The organism is Clostridioides sp. ZZV14-6153 (assembly GCF_020657855.1).
Lineage (GTDB): Bacteria > Bacillota > Clostridia > Peptostreptococcales > Peptostreptococcaceae > Clostridioides.
The window spans coordinates 1-20245 of record NZ_JAGWCZ010000028.1 but is presented as its reverse complement, the minus strand read 5'-3'; the positions used below and the strand labels follow the sequence as shown (position 1 = coordinate 20245).

At 28.0% G+C, this 20245-nt stretch carries 18 protein-coding genes and 1 riboswitch; of the genes, 12 read left to right on the top strand and 6 right to left on the bottom strand.

The annotated features are described in order from the left end of the window. Nucleotides 1–428: 428 nt before the first annotated feature. Nucleotides 429–941: a hypothetical protein gene (locus KGF46_RS19135; RefSeq protein WP_227857107.1), complete on the top strand. Its 513-nt coding sequence runs from the start codon at nucleotides 429–431 to the stop codon at nucleotides 939–941. Between the two features lie 252 nt (nucleotides 942–1193). Next, nucleotides 1194–2096, top strand: coding sequence for a M23 family metallopeptidase (locus KGF46_RS19130; protein WP_227830389.1), 903 nt, complete (start codon nucleotides 1194–1196; stop codon nucleotides 2094–2096). Nucleotides 2097–2473: 377 nt separating this feature from the next. Here KGF46_RS19130 and KGF46_RS19125 read toward each other — a convergent pair whose 3' ends face one another. From KGF46_RS19125 to KGF46_RS19110, 4 genes are all read right to left on the bottom strand, one after another. Continuing rightward, on the bottom strand, nucleotides 2474–4837 hold the full coding sequence (locus tag KGF46_RS19125) for an FtsX-like permease family protein (protein WP_227861598.1): 2364 nt from the start codon (nucleotides 4835–4837) through the stop codon (nucleotides 2474–2476). Between the two features lie 2 nt (nucleotides 4838–4839). Then, a complete protein-coding gene (locus KGF46_RS19120) occupies nucleotides 4840–5508 on the bottom strand; it encodes an ABC transporter ATP-binding protein (RefSeq protein ID WP_227830392.1) in 669 nt (222 codons plus the stop codon). A gap of 252 nt (nucleotides 5509–5760) precedes the next feature. Next, entirely contained in the window at nucleotides 5761–6921 is a 1161-nt protein-coding gene (locus tag KGF46_RS19115) for a sensor histidine kinase (RefSeq protein WP_227862239.1), read from the bottom strand. Further along, nucleotides 6909–7583 carry a response regulator transcription factor gene (locus KGF46_RS19110; protein WP_227843066.1) on the bottom strand — a complete coding sequence of 225 codons (675 nt, stop codon included), beginning with the start codon at nucleotides 7581–7583 and terminating at the stop codon, nucleotides 6909–6911. The genes KGF46_RS19115 and KGF46_RS19110 overlap by 13 nt, the downstream gene beginning before the upstream one ends. A 159-nt stretch (nucleotides 7584–7742) precedes the next feature. On the opposite strand from KGF46_RS19110, the gene KGF46_RS19105 reads away from it, so the two are divergent. Next, entirely contained in the window at nucleotides 7743–8333 is a 591-nt protein-coding gene (locus tag KGF46_RS19105; RefSeq protein WP_227862238.1) for an EFR1 family ferrodoxin, read from the top strand. 113 nt (nucleotides 8334–8446) lie between these two features. Here the strand turns inward: KGF46_RS19105 and KGF46_RS19100 are convergent, their stop codons facing one another. Further along, nucleotides 8447–9274, bottom strand: a complete 828-nt coding sequence (locus KGF46_RS19100) for a carbon-nitrogen hydrolase family protein (protein WP_227843064.1) — start codon at nucleotides 9272–9274, stop codon at nucleotides 8447–8449. 217 nt (nucleotides 9275–9491) lie between these two features. Then, nucleotides 9492–9597, top strand: a riboswitch (guanidine-I (ykkC/yxkD leader). A 71-nt stretch (nucleotides 9598–9668) separates the two neighbouring features. Here KGF46_RS19100 and sugE point away from each other — a divergent pair. Next, entirely contained in the window at nucleotides 9669–9989 is a 321-nt protein-coding gene (sugE, locus tag KGF46_RS19095) for a quaternary ammonium compound efflux SMR transporter SugE (RefSeq protein ID WP_227830397.1), read from the top strand. 211 nt (nucleotides 9990–10200) lie between these two features. Here the strand turns inward: sugE and KGF46_RS19090 are convergent, their stop codons facing one another. Further along, the gene (locus KGF46_RS19090) at nucleotides 10201–10881 is read right to left on the bottom strand and encodes a phosphoribosylaminoimidazolesuccinocarboxamide synthase (RefSeq protein WP_227830398.1); all 681 of its coding nucleotides are present in this window, start codon (nucleotides 10879–10881) and stop codon (nucleotides 10201–10203) included. 397 nt (nucleotides 10882–11278) lie between these two features. Here KGF46_RS19090 and KGF46_RS20455 point away from each other — a divergent pair, with 397 nt between their 5' ends. The 8 genes from KGF46_RS20455 to KGF46_RS19050 all read left to right on the top strand — a co-directional run. Continuing rightward, nucleotides 11279–12331, top strand: coding sequence for a galactitol-1-phosphate 5-dehydrogenase (locus KGF46_RS20455; RefSeq protein WP_227830399.1), 1053 nt, complete (start codon nucleotides 11279–11281; stop codon nucleotides 12329–12331). Between the two features lie 54 nt (nucleotides 12332–12385). Next, entirely contained in the window at nucleotides 12386–12802 is a 417-nt protein-coding gene (locus KGF46_RS19080; RefSeq protein ID WP_413841605.1) for a PTS sugar transporter subunit IIA, read from the top strand. A 28-nt stretch (nucleotides 12803–12830) separates the two neighbouring features. Next, nucleotides 12831–13304, top strand: a complete 474-nt coding sequence (locus KGF46_RS19075; protein WP_227850890.1) for a PTS system mannose/fructose/N-acetylgalactosamine-transporter subunit IIB — start codon at nucleotides 12831–12833, stop codon at nucleotides 13302–13304. A gap of 43 nt (nucleotides 13305–13347) precedes the next feature. After that, nucleotides 13348–14106: a PTS mannose/fructose/sorbose/N-acetylgalactosamine transporter subunit IIC gene (locus tag KGF46_RS19070; RefSeq protein WP_227435258.1), complete on the top strand. Its 759-nt coding sequence runs from the start codon at nucleotides 13348–13350 to the stop codon at nucleotides 14104–14106. Between the two features lie 24 nt (nucleotides 14107–14130). Beyond that, the gene (locus KGF46_RS19065; protein ID WP_227830402.1) at nucleotides 14131–14970 is read left to right on the top strand and encodes a PTS system mannose/fructose/sorbose family transporter subunit IID; all 840 of its coding nucleotides are present in this window, start codon (nucleotides 14131–14133) and stop codon (nucleotides 14968–14970) included. A gap of 332 nt (nucleotides 14971–15302) precedes the next feature. Beyond that, on the top strand, nucleotides 15303–15950 hold the full coding sequence (locus KGF46_RS19060) for a response regulator transcription factor (protein WP_227830403.1): 648 nt from the start codon (nucleotides 15303–15305) through the stop codon (nucleotides 15948–15950). After that, on the top strand, nucleotides 15943–17328 hold the full coding sequence (locus tag KGF46_RS19055; protein ID WP_227854909.1) for a sensor histidine kinase: 1386 nt from the start codon (nucleotides 15943–15945) through the stop codon (nucleotides 17326–17328). Before KGF46_RS19060 ends, KGF46_RS19055 begins: the two co-directional genes overlap by 8 nt. Nucleotides 17329–17795: 467 nt before the next feature. Beyond that, the coding region (locus KGF46_RS19050) for a cell wall-binding repeat-containing protein (protein ID WP_227862237.1) at nucleotides 17796–20245 on the top strand (2450 nt) is incomplete at its 3' end.

Here is a 20245-nt window from a genome sequence, read left to right as displayed (position 1 = left end):
CAGAGTTATAACTGACATATTTAATAATTCTGCAAATTCTTTAGGTTTATAATGTTTACTCATATAATCACACCTTTATGTGATTATATTATACTATATTTGATTATATTTAAATATATTTTTATTTTCTAATTACAACTCCTTAATTTTAAGCCTTAAATACTATAAAAAGTAATTGTAAAGCAAAAGAATTTTAAAAATATAATAGCACAATAAACATGACAACAGAATGTCATGTTTATTAAATAATATTAATCTATTACCATTATAAAAGAAATTAATTCTAAACTGTTATAAACCAAAGATAGCAAAATTACATTGACTTGTAAAGTTTTTAGAAGTAGGATATAAATATTAAAATTAATAAATTAAGGTTTTTAAATGAAATGTATCAATAAGATTACATAAAGATGGGACGGAGATTTTATATGAAAAAAATGCCAGAAGAAAAAATAAATACAGATACACAGGAAATATCACAACAAAAATTTAGAGAATGGAAATCTGTATATGAAAAATATAGAAGTACTTTAAATGTAAATTCTAAGTCTATTTTAGAATTAATAGAATATTTAAAACAAAAATATACACTAAAAGAAGAAGCTTCGGAAGAATTTAACAATGTAGTCATTAATAATATTAAGTTAAATAAACCTTTTTCAAAAAAGATACCGAGCAATAAAGAATTAAAACCTATTGTATTTACAATTCAAAATGAAGGAAACGCAAAGACTTTATATGAAAATCAGGAAGAAGTTTATAGTGCTTGTTCTATTGTTGTGGGTATGGAATTTGAAACAGGCTGTGTTTTTGTGGAAGGGAGTAGTGAACTTACTGATGAAATAACTGTATTTAAAGGATTAGATGAAGATGATATAAATAATTATTATCTAGTAGCAAATTATGTTAGATGTCTAAAGAAATATAATCTTATAGATTAATAAATACTTTAAATTAGGTAGAGTAAATTTAGTATAGTTAATTTACATACAGTAAAGCTTATAAGTATAACTTATAAATATAAAATTAGATAGAGTTGCCAAAGTAAAATTGGCAACTCTATCTAATTTTACTTTGGCAACTTTATTTTTTTGTAAATATTTTTACTTAAAGCATAAAAGAAATGACTTTATAATACTATATATGGTAATATATGACTAATATAATTGGAATATATAAGGGGTTGGCTTTCTGTGCAAAAGGCTATTAAAATCATAAAGAAAATGTACTGGATGGGCTGTATTGGAATTGTTGGTACAATATTAAATATTAAATTGTTGGAACTTTTTTATTTATTTTTCTTACTTGCTATTTTAGAGTTTATTTTATCGCTTATTTTAGTATTAAAATGTGATGATGATATGCAAGAAGTAAAAGACTTAAAATTTCTTTTTCAAAACATTGGTATGTTAATAGGGATACCAATTATTTACTTGAGAAATCTATTTCGATTACCTAATGTCTACAATCACAAAACAGTGAATGGTTATATTCTTCCATTCAATGGAAGATGGCTTGTTGCAAATGGAGGAATTGACAAAGAAAACTCACACTCTTGGGGAATATGTAATCAACGATATGCTTATGACTTTGTTATAGAAAGAAAGGGAAAATCATATTCCAACAACAGAACTTCTGTAACTGATTATTTTTGTTACAATCAACCTGTTATAGCACCTGCCGATGGTATTGTAGTGGAAATTAAGAATAGTTTTGAAGACACTCCTATTTCTAATAAAGTAGAAGTACAATGCTCTGCTTCGGATATAAGGGGAAATTATATTGTGATTAAGCATTCATCAAATGAATACAGCACAATAGCACATTTAAAAAAAGATAGCTTTATAGTCAGTGTAGGTGATTTTATAAAGCAAGGACAGCAAATAGCAAGGTGTGGAAATAGCGGAAATACAAGTGAGCCACATATCCATTTTCAAATTCAGCAAGGTAAGAGTTTTTTGTTTTCAGCAAGTTTACCTATATACTTTGACAGCATTATAAATTGCACAGAAGATACAGATGTTCATTATATTACTGGAGGACAGACTGTAGAAAATCAAAAGAAGTACATAACTGTGGATTTAAAAGTCAATTAATGTGATTTTTATAAAAAGTGTTTGATTTTACAAATTGTATTAAACTCATATACTATTTTTACTAATTTGCTACTTCTAAACTCTAAAATATATCAAGATATGAGAGCATATGTAAATATACACTAAATGAAAACATAAAAAAGACCATAAATAAAGGCGATACCAATATTTGTGGTCTTAAAGATATATAATCAAAAAAGCTATAGAATTATAATTTGAAAAAGATAATTTATTATGTTTTATTTGTAGATATTAATCTATTATTATCATTCTATAATATCTATACAGTCAATAATATCCATTTTTTTAATTTTTCTTAACGGAATAAGAGTAGCTATAATACATGCAATTATAGCAACAAGTGTAGCTTGTGAAATCTAAATAATTGGGATATTAGTAAAATCAATTTTTTCTATAGTAGCAATGTTTATTATAACAGCACTGGCATATCCTGCAATTGAACCAAATATAGCAGCAAATATTCCATAATAGCAACCTTCCCATAAAAACATTTTGTATAAACTACTGTTACTCATACCAATAGCTCTCTTAACTCCAATTTCATTAATTCTAGTATTAATGTTTGTATGAGTTGTGTTAATAATGTTTAAAGTGCCAATCAATCCTACAAATAGTATAATGGCCCATGCTAAAAATTGTATTTGTTTAAAACTTTCTTTAAGTTGGTTGTCTGATTCAATGTACGATATCCAACGAGAGCCTGGATTGTTTTTACAAATTTGTTCAATAGATAACTTTACTTCTTCTAAATTTGATTTATCTTTAGCATAAACATTTATCTGACTGAATCTATCTTTATTTGTTAGGGTGTCATATACAGTATCATATACAATAACATCAATACCATTTAACCAACCACTACCTTGTAAATTAATCATTTTATCTACAGTATTATATACTTTTAATTGTTTTTTATTAATTGTAATATTATCCTTTGTTTTTAGGTTTGTAGCCTTAAATTTTGTATCTGGTGTAGAAATAGCAATTGGATTTTTTATAAGGCATAGAGAACCATTTTTGAAATCCTCTAATAAAGAATCTGTGATAGAAGGTATTAATTCTTTAAGAGTTTGCTCATCAATTCCAATAACTTTTAACATTTCAGAACCATTTTCAAAGTTAATATCTGTATTTATTTCTCCTTGTTTATATTCAGAGTATTTGATAAAAGAGGTACGATTGATATTTTTCATGTTAACTATTTTATCAAGTGTAGATTTATCAAAGCCAGGAACTTCATTTGTTAAAGAAAAATCTCCTTTTTTTAGGTCGCTAACCGATTTGGATACATCTAATACATTAGAAAATTCACTCAGTGCAACAAATACTGTTATACTCATAAATAATGATAGTATAGTGATTATAGTTCTACCTTTATTTCTTTTTAGGTTTAGCCATGCTAGATGTCTTTCGAAGTTTTTGATTGGTTTTTCTCGTTTAATTTTAATTTTTCTTTTGATTTTGGTAGTGTTACCAGCCATAGCAATTTTAGGAGAAACATGTGAAGCATATATTGCTGATGGTAAAGCCGCAACAAATGAAAATACTAGTGAAATACCAACGCTTAATAATAGTGGTATTAAGTAGCCTGTTGAAATTTTATGTATAAGTTCAGTCATTTCTTTAGTATTATTTACTAAAAATATATCTGGATTTAAGATATTTGTAATCATTTTAGCTATACTTTCAGAAGAAACAATTCCAATTATGGCTCCAATAGGTATAGCAATAGAACATAAAAATAAAATTTGTAAAATAATAATTTTATATAGTTGCTTTGGTTCAGCTCCAATTGCTCTTAAACATCCATACTCTTTAATTTTCTTTGTAACAGAAATTTTTAAAATATTATAGATTACAAGTCCAGAGGCCAGTAGTACTAATAGTGCAACAAATAAAGATATTACTATAATTATAGATATGCTGTCACTATTGGAACTGTTTTTATCTCCTTCAAAGTTAATTCCTAATGTATTTAAATAAACCCAGTTGTATTGAATTGAACTACGGGGAATATTGACTTTTCTAGCTAATTGATTTACAATTTCTTGAAATTTATTTTGTTGCTTTATTTTAAAATCCAATGATGATAAAGTATATCTTTTAGGTAATAGTTTTTCTGATGTACCTTTACCTACAACACTATTTACTATTCCACTTGCATAGCCTGTATAGTCATTTTCTAAAATACCAATTAGTTTAAAATTGGTTTTATAACTATAGGGCTGTTCTGTATCATTTAAAAGTGAGATATTTAAATCCATAGGAATAGTCATACCAAGCTTTGGTTTTATTCCCATAAGCTGTAAGGTATTTTCATCTAAGGCAATCTCATTTTTATTTTTAGGAAGATTTCCAGACTTTAATTTCATTAGTTTTGGATAGTTGGAAAGTCCTACCTTATCGTATTCTTTTACAAGTATAGAGATACCTGTATTCTTTATTTTACTAGTGCCAAGTGTTGTTGAAAGACCAGCTTGATAGATTCTATTATCTTTTTTTAGTGTATCAACTTGAGTTTTATTAAGCTGGTGAAAGGATACATGTCTATCACCATTAAAAGAGCGAGCTTGTTCAGTTCTTAAATTTTGAAGTATACCAATTGATTGACCTACTACAGTTGTCATTATAGTCGACATCATTATTGCAATAATAATTAATGTAGTCATAAGTTTTTGGTTTTTTAACTCTTTTATTGAAAGTGAAAGGTAATTTTTCATTACTATTTCACCTCCATAAGTATACCATCAATTATTGAAAGCTGTCTGTCAGCAAGCTTTGCAATCCTATCATCATGAGTTATTACTACTAGAGTCTTTTTAAATTGCTTTGATGTTTTAATAAGAAGATTCATAACTTCACTACCACTTTTGCTGTCTAAGTTTCCTGTAGGTTCATCAGCAAATATTACATTTGGCTTTGCAATTAATGCTCTAGCAGTGGCAACTCTTTGTTGCTGACCTCCTGAGAGTTCATGTGGAAGATGATGCAATCTATCTGAGATTCTAAGCAATGATGAAATTTCATCTAAGTATTTTTTGTCAGGTTGTCTTTTATCTAATAATACAGGCATTGAAATATTTTCTGAAGCTGTCAAAACAGGCAATAGATTAAACTGTTGAAATACAAATCCAAAACATTTTCTTCTAAGAGTGGAAAGTTCCTTTTCACTATATTTATACATGTCTTTCCCATCAAGTAATACTTGGCCAGATGTAGGACTATCCAATCCACTTAAGATATGTAAAAGTGTACTTTTTCCACTTCCAGAAGGTCCAATGATAGAAACAAATTCACCTGTATTTATTTCTAAATCAATATTGTTTAGTGCAATAACTTTGTTGTTATTAGAACCATATATTTTTGATAATTGTTTTGCTTTTATAATCATAAAAACACACTCCTTTTTTGTATAAGAAGAGTGTAAGTTATAAAACTCAATTTTTTCTCAACTTTTCATATAAATAGAAGTAAATTCTAGATAAAAAGAATATATTTATGTTTAAGATTTTATCTTTTATTAATTAGCTACTTTTATAGGGTGCATGTTAATAAAGCTTAAAAGTTTATTATGTTTTATACAAGGAAATCCAGATAAATCCAGATAAATCCAGATAAATCCAGATTAAAAATTAAAGTATCTCTAGTCTTTTGTTGAGAACTTTATTGTAATTTTAGCACTACCAATTAAATTATTTTCAATAAAAATAGAACCTCCATGTTTTTCACATAATACTTTAGATATATAAAGACCCATGCCAAAATTTGAGTTGTTATTATTTAAAGTTTTATCTTTATAAAAAGGTTTTAATGCTGATTTGAGAGATTCTTCACTAAATCCCACACCATCGTCATCAATTACAAAAATAAGGAATTCTTGCTCAAGGTATATAAGTATAGATACTTTATTTTTTGCATATCTAAATGCGTTTGATATTATATTTTCAATAACTCTATGAATAATATTTTCATCAAATAATATGTTTATATTGTCTACCTTATTTGTAAGTTTAAAAGATTTTCCAGTTTGCTTTGATAAAATAGATATATTACTATCTAAATTTTCTATAAAATCATTTATATTCAATATAGTTTTTGTAATAACTATGTCTTCTAATCGTTGAGCATTACTCATACTATTTACATAGTATTCAATTCTGTCAATATGTTCAGACATAAGTTGTGTAGTTGATAAAATTTTTTTATCACTAAGTTTTCCTGTTGGTATGTATTTTGTTAAATAGTCTGAGTATCCTTTTAGAACTGTTAGGGGATTTCTTAAATCATGAGAAAAAGCAGCATTAAGTTGTTTTCTATCATCTATCATGGTCCACATTTTTATATTATTTTTATTTAGTTGGTACCTCATTTTCTCGAAAGCATTGCACAGATTACCTAATTCGTCATTACTCTTATATTCTAAGTAAAAATCTAAGTTATTATTGGATATTTCATTTGCTCCTTTATTAAGTATTTCAATAGGTGTCTTTAATTTTACCTTATAAAAAATTATATCAGCCAATAATAGAAGCCCTATAAAAAATACAAGTGGGAGTACAAGCTGAAGTGTACTAATAATATTAATCAACACTTTATCAAAATCGCTGTATTGATTTATATTATTTTGCATTATGGTTATAGTTTCTGTGTATAAGGGAGTTTGTAAATATTTGTCTTGTATAGAGTGATATATATAATTAAGTAAAATGTATGAGATAGTTGTAAGTACTGATGCTATAATTAATGAAGATAGAGTGAGAAAGAAAAAAGATTTTTTTAATGACATATTTTTTATTTTATCCATTTGTAACCAGCTCCCCATATCGTTTCTATGTAATTTTCAAGGGTATATTTTGATAATTTAATTCGTATTTTTCTGATATGTTCCATTATAACATCACTATTTCCATTGTTATCATAGCCCCATATTCTATCATAAATCCTCTCCCTATCAAATACTTGACCAGGATTCGTAGAGAGAAGTTCTACGATATTAAATTCTTTTTTCGAAAGTGAAACTTGATTATTATCAATAGAAATTGACCTTTCTTCATAATCTATTACTAAATCTTTATAAAATTTGACTTTAGTGTGATTTGATTTTCTTTGTTCACGTCTTAAGTGAGCAGAAACTCTTGCACCAAGTTCTTCTAAATCAAAAGGTTTTACAATATAATCGTCAGCACCAACACGAAAACCATTAAGTTTATCAGTGTTTTCAATTTTAGCTGTTAAAAACAAAATAGGGCATGATATATAATCTCTAATTCTACTGCAAACTTCAATTCCATCTATTTCAGGCATGTTTATATCAAGTAGAATAATGTCTGGATTTTTAGATATTTTTTCTAGTGCTTCTTTTCCATTATGGGCAGTGTAAACTTCATAATCATTTATTTCAAAATAATCCTTTAATAAAGTGATGATACCTTCTTCATCATCTACGACGAGTATTTTACTGTTCATAAAAATTCTCCTTTCTAAATAAAACTTTTTAAACAACTTTTATTTTAGTATAAAAATCTCAATAATTTCTCAAATTATTAAATCTACATAAAAACATGCTATTTTTAGTGATTAAAATCAGTATATTTTTATATACTAAATAAATCAAGTGTCTAATTATTGGAAAATTTAAATATTAAAAGTGATAAACCATATATTTTTGCTGTAGTAACTTGTGGAGGCGTGATAGGTGGAAGCGCAATTTATGATGTGGATGCTTTGTTGAAAGAGAAGGGTCATGGACTAAATCTAGGTTCAAGGATACAGATGGTTTCTAATTACATTTGTGAGTTTAAAATAAAAGATGATAAAAAAATTGACAATTTACTTAGAAAAGCAGAAATCAAGGTTAATGAAGTGTCAGAAGATATTGTAAATAAGAAAAATAATAAAATTGGCAGAACAAATTTTATATACAAAAAGTTTTATAAAAAATATATTTCATCTTGTGCAAATCAAGATAGCCATTTTTCAGTTGAAGATAGCTGTATAGAATGTGGTATTTGTTCAAAAGTATGTCCTGTAAATAATATAGATATTGAGGAGGGCAGACCGAAGTTTTTACACAATTGTGAACATTGTTTAGCATGTGTACATTGGTGTCCTAAGCAAGCAATTCAATGGAAAGATGTAACTAAAAATAAAAAGAGATACCAGAATCCACACATAAAGTTGGAAGAGATGATAAGTGAGAAAAATAAGGATATTTAATAAAGGTAATAGCTACTAGTAACCAATTAGTAATTAAGAGTAGTTGGTATAATTACAATAATAAAAACCCCATAAACATTTTAAATAATTAATTTACGGGGTCATATAATTTTTTATTTTAAAATATTAAGTTCATATAAGTCTGTTCTTCTATGTTTAAGTAATGGCAATTGTTGTCTTATATTAGGAATTAAATCTCTATCAATATCAGCATAGATAATGCATTCTTTTTCATCAGCCTGAGCGATAATTTTTCCCCAAGGGTCTGAAATTCTTGAATTACCAAAAGCTATGTAAGAAGCATCTTTATTTCGAGCAGGTGCAGCACCAACATAGAATACTTGATTATCTAAAGCACGCATTCTGATAGATAATTCCCAATGTGCAGGTCCAGTTGTCATATTAAATGCTGCTGGCAAGATAACGATTTCTGCACCTTCAAGAGCCATCAAACGTGATAATTCAGGGAAACGAATATCATAGCAAATAGCAATACCCATTTTTCCATATTCAGTATCTATTATAGTAACATCATTTCCAGCAGTAAGAGTATCAGATTCTTTAAAGCTAACTTTTCCTGTAACTTCAATGTCAAATAAGTGCATTTTGCGATGTTTTCCAATTAAAGTTCCACTTTTATCAAATACATAACAAGTATTATAGATTTTGTTATCTTCTAATTCTGGAATACTACCAGAAATTAGATAAATTCCATGTTTTTCAGCTAGTTTACTCAATGTATTTGTTGTTTCACCTGGATATTCTTCAGCAAATTTAGGAAAGTATTTATTTTCATATGGGCAGTTAAACATTTCTGGTAAAACCACAATTTTAGCTCCATTATTGGCAGCTTCTGTTACCATTTCTACAGCATGATTAATATTTTCAATCTTATTTTCTGTAGTCATCATCTGACATACTGCAATTTTGTAGGAATTCATAAAAATTACTCCTTTCGATATTTTTATGTTATTATAACATATTAAATAAAAATTAGATATAAATACAAAATATGTAAGTTGAGTATGTTATACAACTGAAGAGTACAAATTACTATAGATATATATTTTAATTTATACTCTTATAATTTATATCATATCACTATATTGACTTTTTTTACCTATGTTGATAGTATTATTTTAAAGACAATAAAATAATACTAGAGTTTTATAGGGTTCCGCAATTATTAATGATTGGTCTGGTCCAAGATAAAACCCACAACATAATTTTGTTGTGAACACGGAAGGATAAAAACCTGGGAGATATTTTATAATATTTCTCAGGTTATTTTATTGCTAAAAAAGAGATATATTATTTGAAAAGAGGGATGATTTTATGAAATGGTTATTTTTATTTATTGCAGGACTATTTGAAGTTTTTTGGGCATTCCAATTAAAAAATTCACATGGATTTTCTAAGTTGACTCCAAGTATACTTACTGTTGTCGGGATGATTGTTAGTTTTTATTTTTTATCATTAGCACTTAAACATCTTCCACTTGGAACATCATATGCCATATGGACTGGAATTGGTACAGTTGGAACTGCTATTGTAGGAATTGCTCTTTTAAATGAACCAGTTAATATGGCTAGAATTTTATGTATAGGTCTTATTGTAGTGGGGATTGTAGGATTGAAATTATTATCTACCAACTAATAAGTATGAATTACGATAAATAGTAGGAGATGATAGTTATAGAGTATATAAACTAAAATATTTTAACAACAAAATAAAAAGCTATGAACTTAGAAATTATAAAATGTTTTAAAGTAATTAACATTTTATAGAATTTCTGCTTCATAGCTTATTTTTATTTATAAGTTTATTAGATTTGTATTTGAAAATTATATGTATATATTCTGTATAATTATTTTGCTAATAATAAAGCAGTTAAATCCATAGGGTCAACTATTACACCATCTTTATAAACACGCATATTTCCAGATGCTATCTCATCTATTAATATTACTTCATTATTGTAGAATCCAAATTCAAACTTAATATCATAAAGTTCAAGTCCTTTTTCAGCTATAGTATCACGAACTATGTTAGAAATTTTTTGAGTCATACTCTTCATTGAATCGAATTGAGCTTGAGTCATAATATTTAAAGCTTCTAAACCTTCAGATGTTATAAGTGGGTCACAACGGTCATCATCTTTTAAAGTTGCTTCTACATAACAATCTAACTTAGCTCCTTCTTCAACACATGAACCATAACGACGTAAGAAACTACCAACAGCTCTATAACGACAAATAACTTCTAATCCATTACCAAAAACTTTTGCTGGTAACACTTCCATAGTTGCATCTTCTAAATTAGCACTTACATAATGAGTTTTAATTCCAGCATTGTTTAGAATTTCAAAGAACTTAACAGATGTTTCTAAATTAGCCTTACCAATTCCATCTATGCTTAGCCCTACAGTATTTTCACCTGGATCGAATACACCATCTTTGCCAGTTACATCATCCTTAAATTTAAGTAAGCAATTTCCATTATCTAATTCAAAAACATCTTTAGTCTTTCCTTGATACACTTTTTTCATAAACAACCTCCAAAATATTAAATTATTATATTGAATAAGGCATTAGTGTCAAAAAAGTTCTGGTATTCGTATAAAAATTTATATTGATGCCTTACATTTAATATTATATCACAAAAATAGAGAATTTTTCCGAACATTTTTACAAAAATAACAAAAAAAGTACATTTTATAAAAAAGTTTAGAAAAGTGCCAAGAAAGAAAGTGAGTGTCATTTGTATTAACACACATAAGTTTTTGTAGGAAATTTTTTTGACACACTTTGACACACATATAATAATAGTATGATAAATGGCATGAAACCTATATTTACAAATATTGGCATAAAAATTGCTTTATATATTTTACATAAAAAAGATGAGTATATATCTAAATAAAATAAAAAATAGAGGTGGTTAATGTGAAGTCAGTTAAGTTCTATGGTGTAAGAGATACAAGAGTCGAGAATGCAGATATACCTAAAATATTAGAAAAAGATGATGTAATAGTTAAAGTAAAAGTTGCTGGGATATGTGGCTCTGATATATCGAAATACTCAAAGACAGGCCCTCATATGGTTGGAGAAATCTTAGGTCATGAATTTTCAGGAGAGGTAGCAGAAGTTGGTATAGAAGTAAAAGATTTTAAAATAGGAGATAGAGTTGCTGTTTGTCCAGCCATGCCATGTTTTGAGTGTGATGAATGTAAAAAAGGGCTGTATTCAAGATGTAACAATGTAGCAATAATAGGAAATAAAGAGCTTGGAGGATGTTTTGCTGAATACACAAAGGTAAAGGAGAGAAATTTAATAAAAATACCAGAAGAAATAAGTTATGAAACGGCTGCTGCTTTAGAGCCAGTGTGTATAGCAGGACATGGACTTTTTAGGTCAGAAACTAAGGTGGGAGATACTGTTGTAGTACTTGGAACAGGACCAATAGGCTTGTTTTCAATACAATGGGCAAAAATATTTGGTTCTACAAAAATAGTGGCTATAGATGTATTTGATGAGAAATTAGAATTAGCGAAGGAATTAGGAGCAGATATTTGTATAAATGCAAAAGAAAAAAATATTGTAGAAGAGATAAAAAAATTAACTAATGGAGCTGGAGCAGACATTGTTATTGAATCAGCAGGGACTCCAATGACATGTGGTCAGGTATTGTTATTAGCTAAAAAAGGTGGGACAGTACTTTATGCAGGAGTACCATATGGAGATGTAGCTTTAAGCAGAGAACAATTTGAAAAGATAGTGAGAAGTGAGCTAACTGTGAAAGGAACTTGGTTTGGAAATTCATTTCCATTTCCAGGAAAAGAATGGAGTGCTGGCTTGTATCATATGCAAAAAGGTGACATGAATGTTGAAAAATTGGTGACACACAGAATAAATTTAGATGAAGTGCCAGATTATTTTGAAAAAATATACAAAAGAGATATTTTCTTTGGTAAGATAATGGTTAATGTGGCTAATTAAGGTAGAGTAATAAAGATAGTAATTTATAGTGTATATAAAAAAGTTAAGAGAGGTATGATTCATATGGCAGGAATAATTATAGCTGCACATGGGAATATGGCTAAAGCAATGTTAGAAAGTGCTGAATTAATAGTAGGGAAACAAGAAAAAGTAGAAACTTTAGGATTAAACCATGGTGACAGTATAGATGAGTTTAGTAGAAAATTAGAAAATGGAATTGAAAAATATAAAGATGAAGGTATTTTAGTATTACTTGATTTTTATGGAGGAACTCCTTTCAATACATCTGCTGTTATAATAAACAAATTTGCTAAGGTCTGTGAATTGGAATGTTTAACAGGTGTAAATTTGCCTATGCTTTTAGAACTGTTTTTAAACAGAGATACTATGAAGTTAAAAGATTTAAAAAGTTTATGTGAAGAAGTTGGAGTTTCAGGAATTAAGGATGTAAAAGCAGCTTTAAAGATATAAAATAAATTAAAATTTTGGAGGAATTATTATGAGCAATATAGCATTAACAAGAATTGATGATAGGTTAATACATGGGCAAGTTATCACTGCTTGGTGCAAGATTACATCAGCAAAGAGAATAGTAATAGTAGATGATTTAGTTGTAAAAGACCCTTTTATAGTTCAAGTCTTACAAATGGCAGCACCTTCAACTGTTAAGGTTGAAGTGCATGATATAAAATCAGGTGCTGAGGTTTTAAAATCATATGATGGAGATGAGAATTTAATAGTATTAGTTAAATATCCTAAAACTGTTTTGGGTCTAGTAAATAATGGAGTAGATTTAAAAGAGTTAAATGTTGGGGGTATGGGAGCTGGTCTTGGAAGAAAAAGTTTTTATAAAAATATATCAGTATCAGATGAAGAGAAAGAAATATTTAAGGAATTAATATCAAAAGATGTTAAATGTTTTATACAAATAGTTCCAGATGCAAAGAAAATTGATGTAGGAACATTATTGTAAGGCCTATTTTGTAAATATTTAAAAGTAAATAAGGAGGAAGAACATGCAAATTTCACTAATTCAAGCAGTTTTAATAGCAATTTTTTATTATCTTTCTTGGAGTCCATGGCTAACTTATGTTGGATTTTTTACATGGAATAGACCTTTATTAGCTGGATTTGTAACAGGAATTATACTAGGAGACCCAGTTCAAGGAGCAATTATAGGTGCAGGTATAAATATGATATATTTAGGATTCATATCAGCAGGAGGGGCTCAAATGGGAGACCCAGCTTTTGCAGGATATGTGGGTACTGCTTTAGCTATAGCATCTAATTTAGATGTAAGTACTGCAATGGCAATAGCTGTTCCGTTAGGTACTGTTGCAACTGTGCTTTGGATAGGTAAAATGACAGTAAATTCTTTTTTTGCACACTGGGCAGATAGAGAGGTGCAAAAAGGGAATATAGATAAAGTAGCATTTATAAATATAGTTCCACCTCAGATACTATTGTTTGTAATGAGTTTTATACCAGCGTTATTAGTTGTTTATTTTGGGCCAAATGCAATAGATGGAATGTTAGAAGTAATGAATGATAATGTATTACATGTATTCAATGTAATTGGAGCTATGTTACCAGCACTAGGAATTGCTATGAACTTAAAATTAATTGGAAATAAGTTTACTATGCCATTTTTCATATTAGGTATATTAATGGCTGTTTATTTTAAAGTAGATATAATAGTAATATCTGTTATTGGAGTAATACTTGCTCTTACAATTACTTCAATTAAATATGGAAAAGATGGTGCAACATCTTAAATATATAAGAAAGGGGAAAATATTATGTCAAATACAAAAAGTGAAGTAGCTAAGAAAACGTTAAGCAAAAAAGATGTGATAAAGTCATGGCTAAGATGGTTTTTCTTTGCACAATCCAACTACAATTATGAAAGATTACAATCAACAGCATTTTCACATTCAATGTTACCAGTACTTAAAAAACTATATCCAGATAAAGAAGAGTTAAAGCAAGAAGTAGAAACTCACTTGGCATTTTTTAATACAGAGCCTATATGTGGATGTGTTATACATGGAATAACAATAGCTATGGAAGAAGAAAAAGCTAATGGAGCAGATGAAATAAGTGGTGATGGTATGAATGCCATAAAGACAGGTTTGATGGGACCATTGGCAGGGATTGGAGATACTTTAACTCAAGGAGTTATAACACCTATAGTATTAGCTGTTTGTATTGGTTTAACTGAGGGAGGAGCATCAATTGCAGGACCGATATTATTTGTATTAGCTCAATATATAATAATGACTTCAATTTCATTTGGAATGTGGACAAATGGTTATAAGTATGGTAAAAAAGCTGTTGAAAGTATACTTCAGGGTGGAATAGTAAATAAAGTTATAGAAGGTGCTTCTATACTAGGGACTTTAGTTATGGGCGGACTTGTAGGTAGATTTATTAATTTATCTACACCAATAAGTTATACTAGTGGAGATTTTAAATTTAGTCTTCAGACAGATTTACTTGATAAGATATTTCCTGGATTAATTCCTTTGGTACTTACTTTGTTAGTGCTTTTAGCTTTAAAGAAAGGTCTTTCTCCAATAAAAATAATGGGTATATTGATAGTGGTAGGTGCTATTACAGGTATATTAGGATTATTTTAAATAAATGCATATGATGTATTAATGAGGATTTTAGATAAATTGGCTATATCTATAAAATACAATAGTAATTAGGGTAAATTAGATTTTCAATAGATTAAGATTTAAGCTTAGATAAGCTATGTAGAATATATAATTTTGTAAAAGGTATCTCAAAATGATTTTTTAATTGTAAATGAGGTACTTTTTTATTTATAGACTTAGTATTAAAGCTTATCTGTACTGTATTTTATATTGGGCTTTAGTAATAATTGTAAACTTCCTGTAACATATATTTTATATAATTGAAACAATGGATATAATATGAAATATAATAATTTTAGGGATGTGAATATATGAATATATTAATTGCTGATGATGAAGTGAGTATGATTAAGATACTTTGTGCTTATTTTAAAAAAGAAGGCTTCAATGTATTTACTGCAAAAAATGGGGAAGAAGCTTTAAATGTTTTTTATGAAAATAAAATAGACTTAGCAATACTGGACTGGATGATGCCAGTAATTGATGGAATAGGGGTTTGTAAAGAGATAAAAGAAAATAGTAATACAAAGGTACTTATGTTGACAGCTAAAAGTCAAAGCGAAGATGAAATAGAGGCACTCAATATAGGAGCAGATGAATATGTTAAAAAGCCATTTGACCCTAGAGTTTTAATAATAAGGGCTAAGAAATTGGTAAATTATAAAGATACAATTAATATAAAAGATTTAAAAATAGATTTTGAGTCAAATAAAGTTTTTAAAGGTAATGATGAACTACTATTGACTAAAAAAGAATTGGAATTAATTCATTGTTTAGTCAATAACAAAGGAATAGTGTTATCTAGGGAAAGACTTTTAGATTTAGTATGGGGATTGGATTATGATGGAGATTTTAGAACAGTAGATACTCATATAAGAAGACTTAGAACAAAAGTAGGAGAAGATATAATAAAAACTTACAGAGGATTAGGATATAGTCTGGAGGATTTTGATGACTAAACTAAATAAGAAGTTATCTATAAGTATATCAATAGTAGTTGTAGTCGTTTATATAATATCTATAGCTATAAATAGTATGTTTATTCATAGGTATTATTTACATGAAAAAAGAAATGTATTGAATAACATTGAAAATGAAATAAAACATAAGGATATGAATAAATTAAAGTCAAATATTGAATTAATTGAAGAAAAAAGCAATACAGCCATTGTATATGTAACATTAGATAAAAATTACAAAGATAAAAATAGCATAGATAAAATAAATGAAGATTTACTAGATGCCTTTTGGAATAAAGGTTTGAGCTTAAATAAATTTTGGATTGAAGGAAGTGTTTTAAATGATATTGACAATAAAAGTATTAATAAAATATATAATCAAGGAAAAACCAAATATAGTCTACTAGTAAAGTTTATGAAAAAGGATAATTATTTATTTGCTATATCTATACCAATAGAACATTCAGAAGAAACAATTGGTATAGTAAATAGATTTAATATAATAATGGGGATATTTTCAGTAATTATAATAACTATACTTACATTTATACTTTCAAACAGAATTATAAGGCCTATGGAAAAATTAAAGCTTTTATCTAAGGATATATCTGAGTTAAAATTTAGAACTGAGGCTATAAAAACGAACGATGAAATAGAAGAGTTAGCTTATAGCATAAATATAATGAGTGTAAAGCTTGAAAAGGCACACAATGAATTAAATAAAAGGAATGAAAATTTGAAGTCTTTTATATCTGATGCATCTCATGAAATGAAAACTCCAATAGCACTTATAAAAGCATACGCTATAGGTATGAAAGATGGCTTGGATGATGGTACTTATACAGATACAATAATTGAACAGGCAGAAAATATGTCTAATACAATAAATACCCTTTTATATTGGGCTAAATATGAGAAAAAAGAAGTTAGTTTGTGTGAAGTAGATTTAAAGGAAAGACTGCTTAAGAATTTAAAAAATTATGAATTATTGATATCTAAGGATAATATAAGTGTTAAGTGTGATATAGAAGATAAAAATCTTATAATAAATTCTGATAAAGATAGTATAGATATGGTACTTAATAATTTGATTAGTAATTCGATAAAGTATACTAGTGATAATGAGATAGAGATTAATCTTTTTAGAGATAAGGATAAGATTATTTTATCTATAAAAAATGGAATAGATTATGATAGAGAAGATGATATTGATAATATATGGAAGCCTTTTTATGTCTTAGAGAAGTCAAGAAGCAAAGAACTTTCAGGTACTGGTCTTGGTCTTACAATAGTCAAGACTATACTTGAAGAAAATAATTTTAGATATAAGGTTGAAATTTATGATGGAAAGATAGAGTTTTATATTATCTTTATATAAGTTTTATATTATTTTTATATTGTCTCATAAAAATACAACAAAATAAAATATAAATATAAAAAATAATTTAAAAAACATCAAATTAATTTGCTTTTCATATGGATAAAATTGGTTAATTAATATATAATCATAAGTATAAATGATGAAATTTATTTATAAAACAAGTAGCACTTTTAATTCTAAGAGCTACTTTTTTTACATAAAATCTACTTTTTTACTACAATTCATCAGCATAAAAATCAAATTCACCTTAAAATTTAAATTTACTAATTTTTCAAGCAATTAGAAAATCTACGTATTCCTTTATAATAACTATAATATAAGAAAATAATAAGTAAATTATATATTAATTATGAAATCATTATAGTTAGAAAACCTCTTTAAAGTTAGGCATTAAGTATCTCTTAGAATTAAAACGGTAACAAAAAAAGCAATTAGGTACTACTAATGGACAAGGGGGAAATATAATGAAAATACCAAAGAAGATTGCTGCTATGCTTACAGTTACTATGATAGCTGGAAGTTCTACAGCAGGTATAGCTAGTGCGCAAACAGTAGCAACAAATTTAACAGGACAAGAGAGATATGAAACTGCTGTAAAAATAAGTCAAGATGGATGGAAAAATGCTGATGAGGTAGTAATAGTAAATGATTCATCTATAGCAGATGCTCTTTCTGCAACACCATTTGCAAAGGCAAAAAATGCTCCTATACTTTTAACAGGTAAAGATAAATTAAATGATAAGACAAAAGCAGAGTTACAAAGATTAAAAGCTAAGAAAGTATATTTAATAGGTGGAACTTCTGTATTAAGTGCAAATATAGAAAAACAAATAAAAGATTTAAAAATATCTTTTGAAAGAATATCTGGTGCAGAGAGATACCAAACATCTTTAGAGTTAGCAAAAAGATTAGATGCAGTAAGTGATGTTAAGAAAATAGCTGTAGTTAATGGTGAAAAAGGGCTTGCAGATGCAGTAAGCGTGGGTGCTCCAGCTGCACAAAATAATATGCCAGTAATACTTGCTGATTCTAAAAATGGAACAGCAGTTGCAGATAAATTTATAAAAGATGCAGGAATAACTCAATCTTATGTAGTAGGTGGGGAAAGTTCAGTTTCTGAAGCTGTAAAAAATAAACTACCAAATAGTACAAGATTAGGTGGAACAGATAGAAATGATACAAATGCAAAAGTAGTAAAAGAATTCTATAAAAAGACAGATTTAAAAAATGCATATGTAACTAAAGATGGTATGGCTAAACAAGACCAACTTATAGATGCATTAGCAGTAGGTGTACTAGGTGCTAAAAATCAATCCCCAGTAGTTTTAGTTGGAAAAAATCTATCAGCTTCACAAAAAACTTTAGTTAACTCTAAGAGTTTTGATAAAATAACTAAGGTTGGTGGAAATGGTAATGAAACAGCATTTAATGAAATGAAATCATTACAAGAAGTAAGTACAGTTGAGGCTAAAACAATTGCTGAATTAAAATCAGCTGTAGATAAAGCAACTGCTAATGATGTTATAAACTTTAAACCAACTAGTGAAGTTAAAGAAGCATTTACAATACAAACTGACAAAGCAGTAACAGTGAACTTAAATGGTACATATACAAAGACTGTAACTATCAACATGCCTAATGGGGATGTAAATAACTATGCAAAAGTAGATGATGTAATTATAGATGATGTTAAAGATGGAACTTTTGTTAACTATGGAAAAATAACTAACTTAAAAGTTAATGATAAAAATGGAGCTAAGATAGAAAATAATTCAAAAGGTGAGATTGGTAGTTTAACAGTAGCATCTGGAGCAAGTCAAGTAAAAGTAAATAACGGTGGTAAGATAACTACAGTTACAAATAATTCTAAAGGAACTACTATAGATAATAAGGGTACAATAAGTACTGTTAAGGGAGATAATTCTCCATCGATAAGTGGAAATAATCCAGGTTCTAACTCATCAGGAGGAAGTTCTTCAAGTGGAGGTTCTTCAGGAGGAAGTAGTAGTGGAGGAAGTTCTTCTAACCAAAATCAAACAGCAGTAAATAAAGAGGCTGCAAAAATAACAAGTGTAGCTGCCCCAGCAAAAGATGCAACTAAATTAACTATGCCATCAGTATCAAGTGGATATACAATAGCAATAAAATCATCAAGCAACGAAAATGTTATAAAGAAAGATGGAACAATAGTACCACAAAATACAGCAACAACAGTGAAACTAGTATTTACAGTAACACATACATCAAGTGGAAAAACAGCAGATACTAAAGAAATAGGTGTAGTAGTACCAGCTAAATCATCAGATGAAGAATTACAAACAGCAGTAAATAAAGAGGCAGCAAAAATAACAAGTATAGTTGCACCAGCAAAAGATGCAACTAAATTAACTATGCCATCAGTATCAAGTGGATATACAATAGCAATAAAGACTTCAGATAATGAGGCAGTTGTAGATAAAAATGGAACAATAGTGCCACCAAGTGTAAATACAACAGTAAAATTAGTATTTACAGTAACACAAACATCAAGCGGAAAAACAGCAGATACAGCAGAAATAGATGTAGTAGTACCAGCTAAATCAACAGAAGTAATAATAGGCTCAGGTTCAGTAGCTGGAGCAACAGCAGGAGATAAAGAAATAACAGGATTAACTAGTGGAAAAATCTATAAAGTAACAATGGATGGAAATGTAAAATATACTAAAGCAGATGGAACATTGGGAGAAGAAGCAGATAAAGCAGCATTAACAGGAACATCAATAACAGGATTAGAAAATGGAAAAACATATAAAGTGGAAGAATATGTAGCATCAGTAGTAGATAAAGTAATAATAGGTTCAGGCTCAGTAGCTGGAGCAACAGCAGGAGATAAAGAAATAACAGGATTAACTAGTGGAAAAATCTATAAAGTAAC

What these genes read in the sequence shown, in the direction of transcription:
- sugE (WP_227830397.1), top strand. Translation starts at nt 9,669, where the DNA reads ATGAAATGGTTATTTTTATTTATTGCAGGACTATTTGAAGTTTTTTGG.
- KGF46_RS19060 (WP_227830403.1), top strand. Translation starts at nt 15,303, where the DNA reads ATGAATATATTAATTGCTGATGATGAAGTGAGTATGATTAAGATACTT.
- KGF46_RS19135 (WP_227857107.1), top strand. Translation starts at nt 429, where the DNA reads ATGAAAAAAATGCCAGAAGAAAAAATAAATACAGATACACAGGAAATA.
- KGF46_RS19090 (WP_227830398.1), bottom strand. Translation starts at nt 10,881, where the DNA reads ATGAAAAAAGTGTATCAAGGAAAGACTAAAGATGTTTTTGAATTAGAT.
- KGF46_RS19075 (WP_227850890.1), top strand. Translation starts at nt 12,831, where the DNA reads ATGAGCAATATAGCATTAACAAGAATTGATGATAGGTTAATACATGGG.
- KGF46_RS19120 (WP_227830392.1), bottom strand. Translation starts at nt 5,508, where the DNA reads ATGATTATAAAAGCAAAACAATTATCAAAAATATATGGTTCTAATAAC.
- KGF46_RS19065 (WP_227830402.1), top strand. Translation starts at nt 14,131, where the DNA reads ATGTCAAATACAAAAAGTGAAGTAGCTAAGAAAACGTTAAGCAAAAAA.
- KGF46_RS19070 (WP_227435258.1), top strand. Translation starts at nt 13,348, where the DNA reads ATGCAAATTTCACTAATTCAAGCAGTTTTAATAGCAATTTTTTATTAT.
- KGF46_RS19080 (WP_413841605.1), top strand. Translation starts at nt 12,386, where the DNA reads ATGATTCATATGGCAGGAATAATTATAGCTGCACATGGGAATATGGCT.
- KGF46_RS19115 (WP_227862239.1), bottom strand. Translation starts at nt 6,921, where the DNA reads ATGGATAAAATAAAAAATATGTCATTAAAAAAATCTTTTTTCTTTCTC.
- KGF46_RS19110 (WP_227843066.1), bottom strand. Translation starts at nt 7,583, where the DNA reads ATGAACAGTAAAATACTCGTCGTAGATGATGAAGAAGGTATCATCACT.
- KGF46_RS19055 (WP_227854909.1), top strand. Translation starts at nt 15,943, where the DNA reads ATGACTAAACTAAATAAGAAGTTATCTATAAGTATATCAATAGTAGTT.
- KGF46_RS19125 (WP_227861598.1), bottom strand. Translation starts at nt 4,837, where the DNA reads ATGAAAAATTACCTTTCACTTTCAATAAAAGAGTTAAAAAACCAAAAA.
- KGF46_RS19100 (WP_227843064.1), bottom strand. Translation starts at nt 9,274, where the DNA reads ATGAATTCCTACAAAATTGCAGTATGTCAGATGATGACTACAGAAAAT.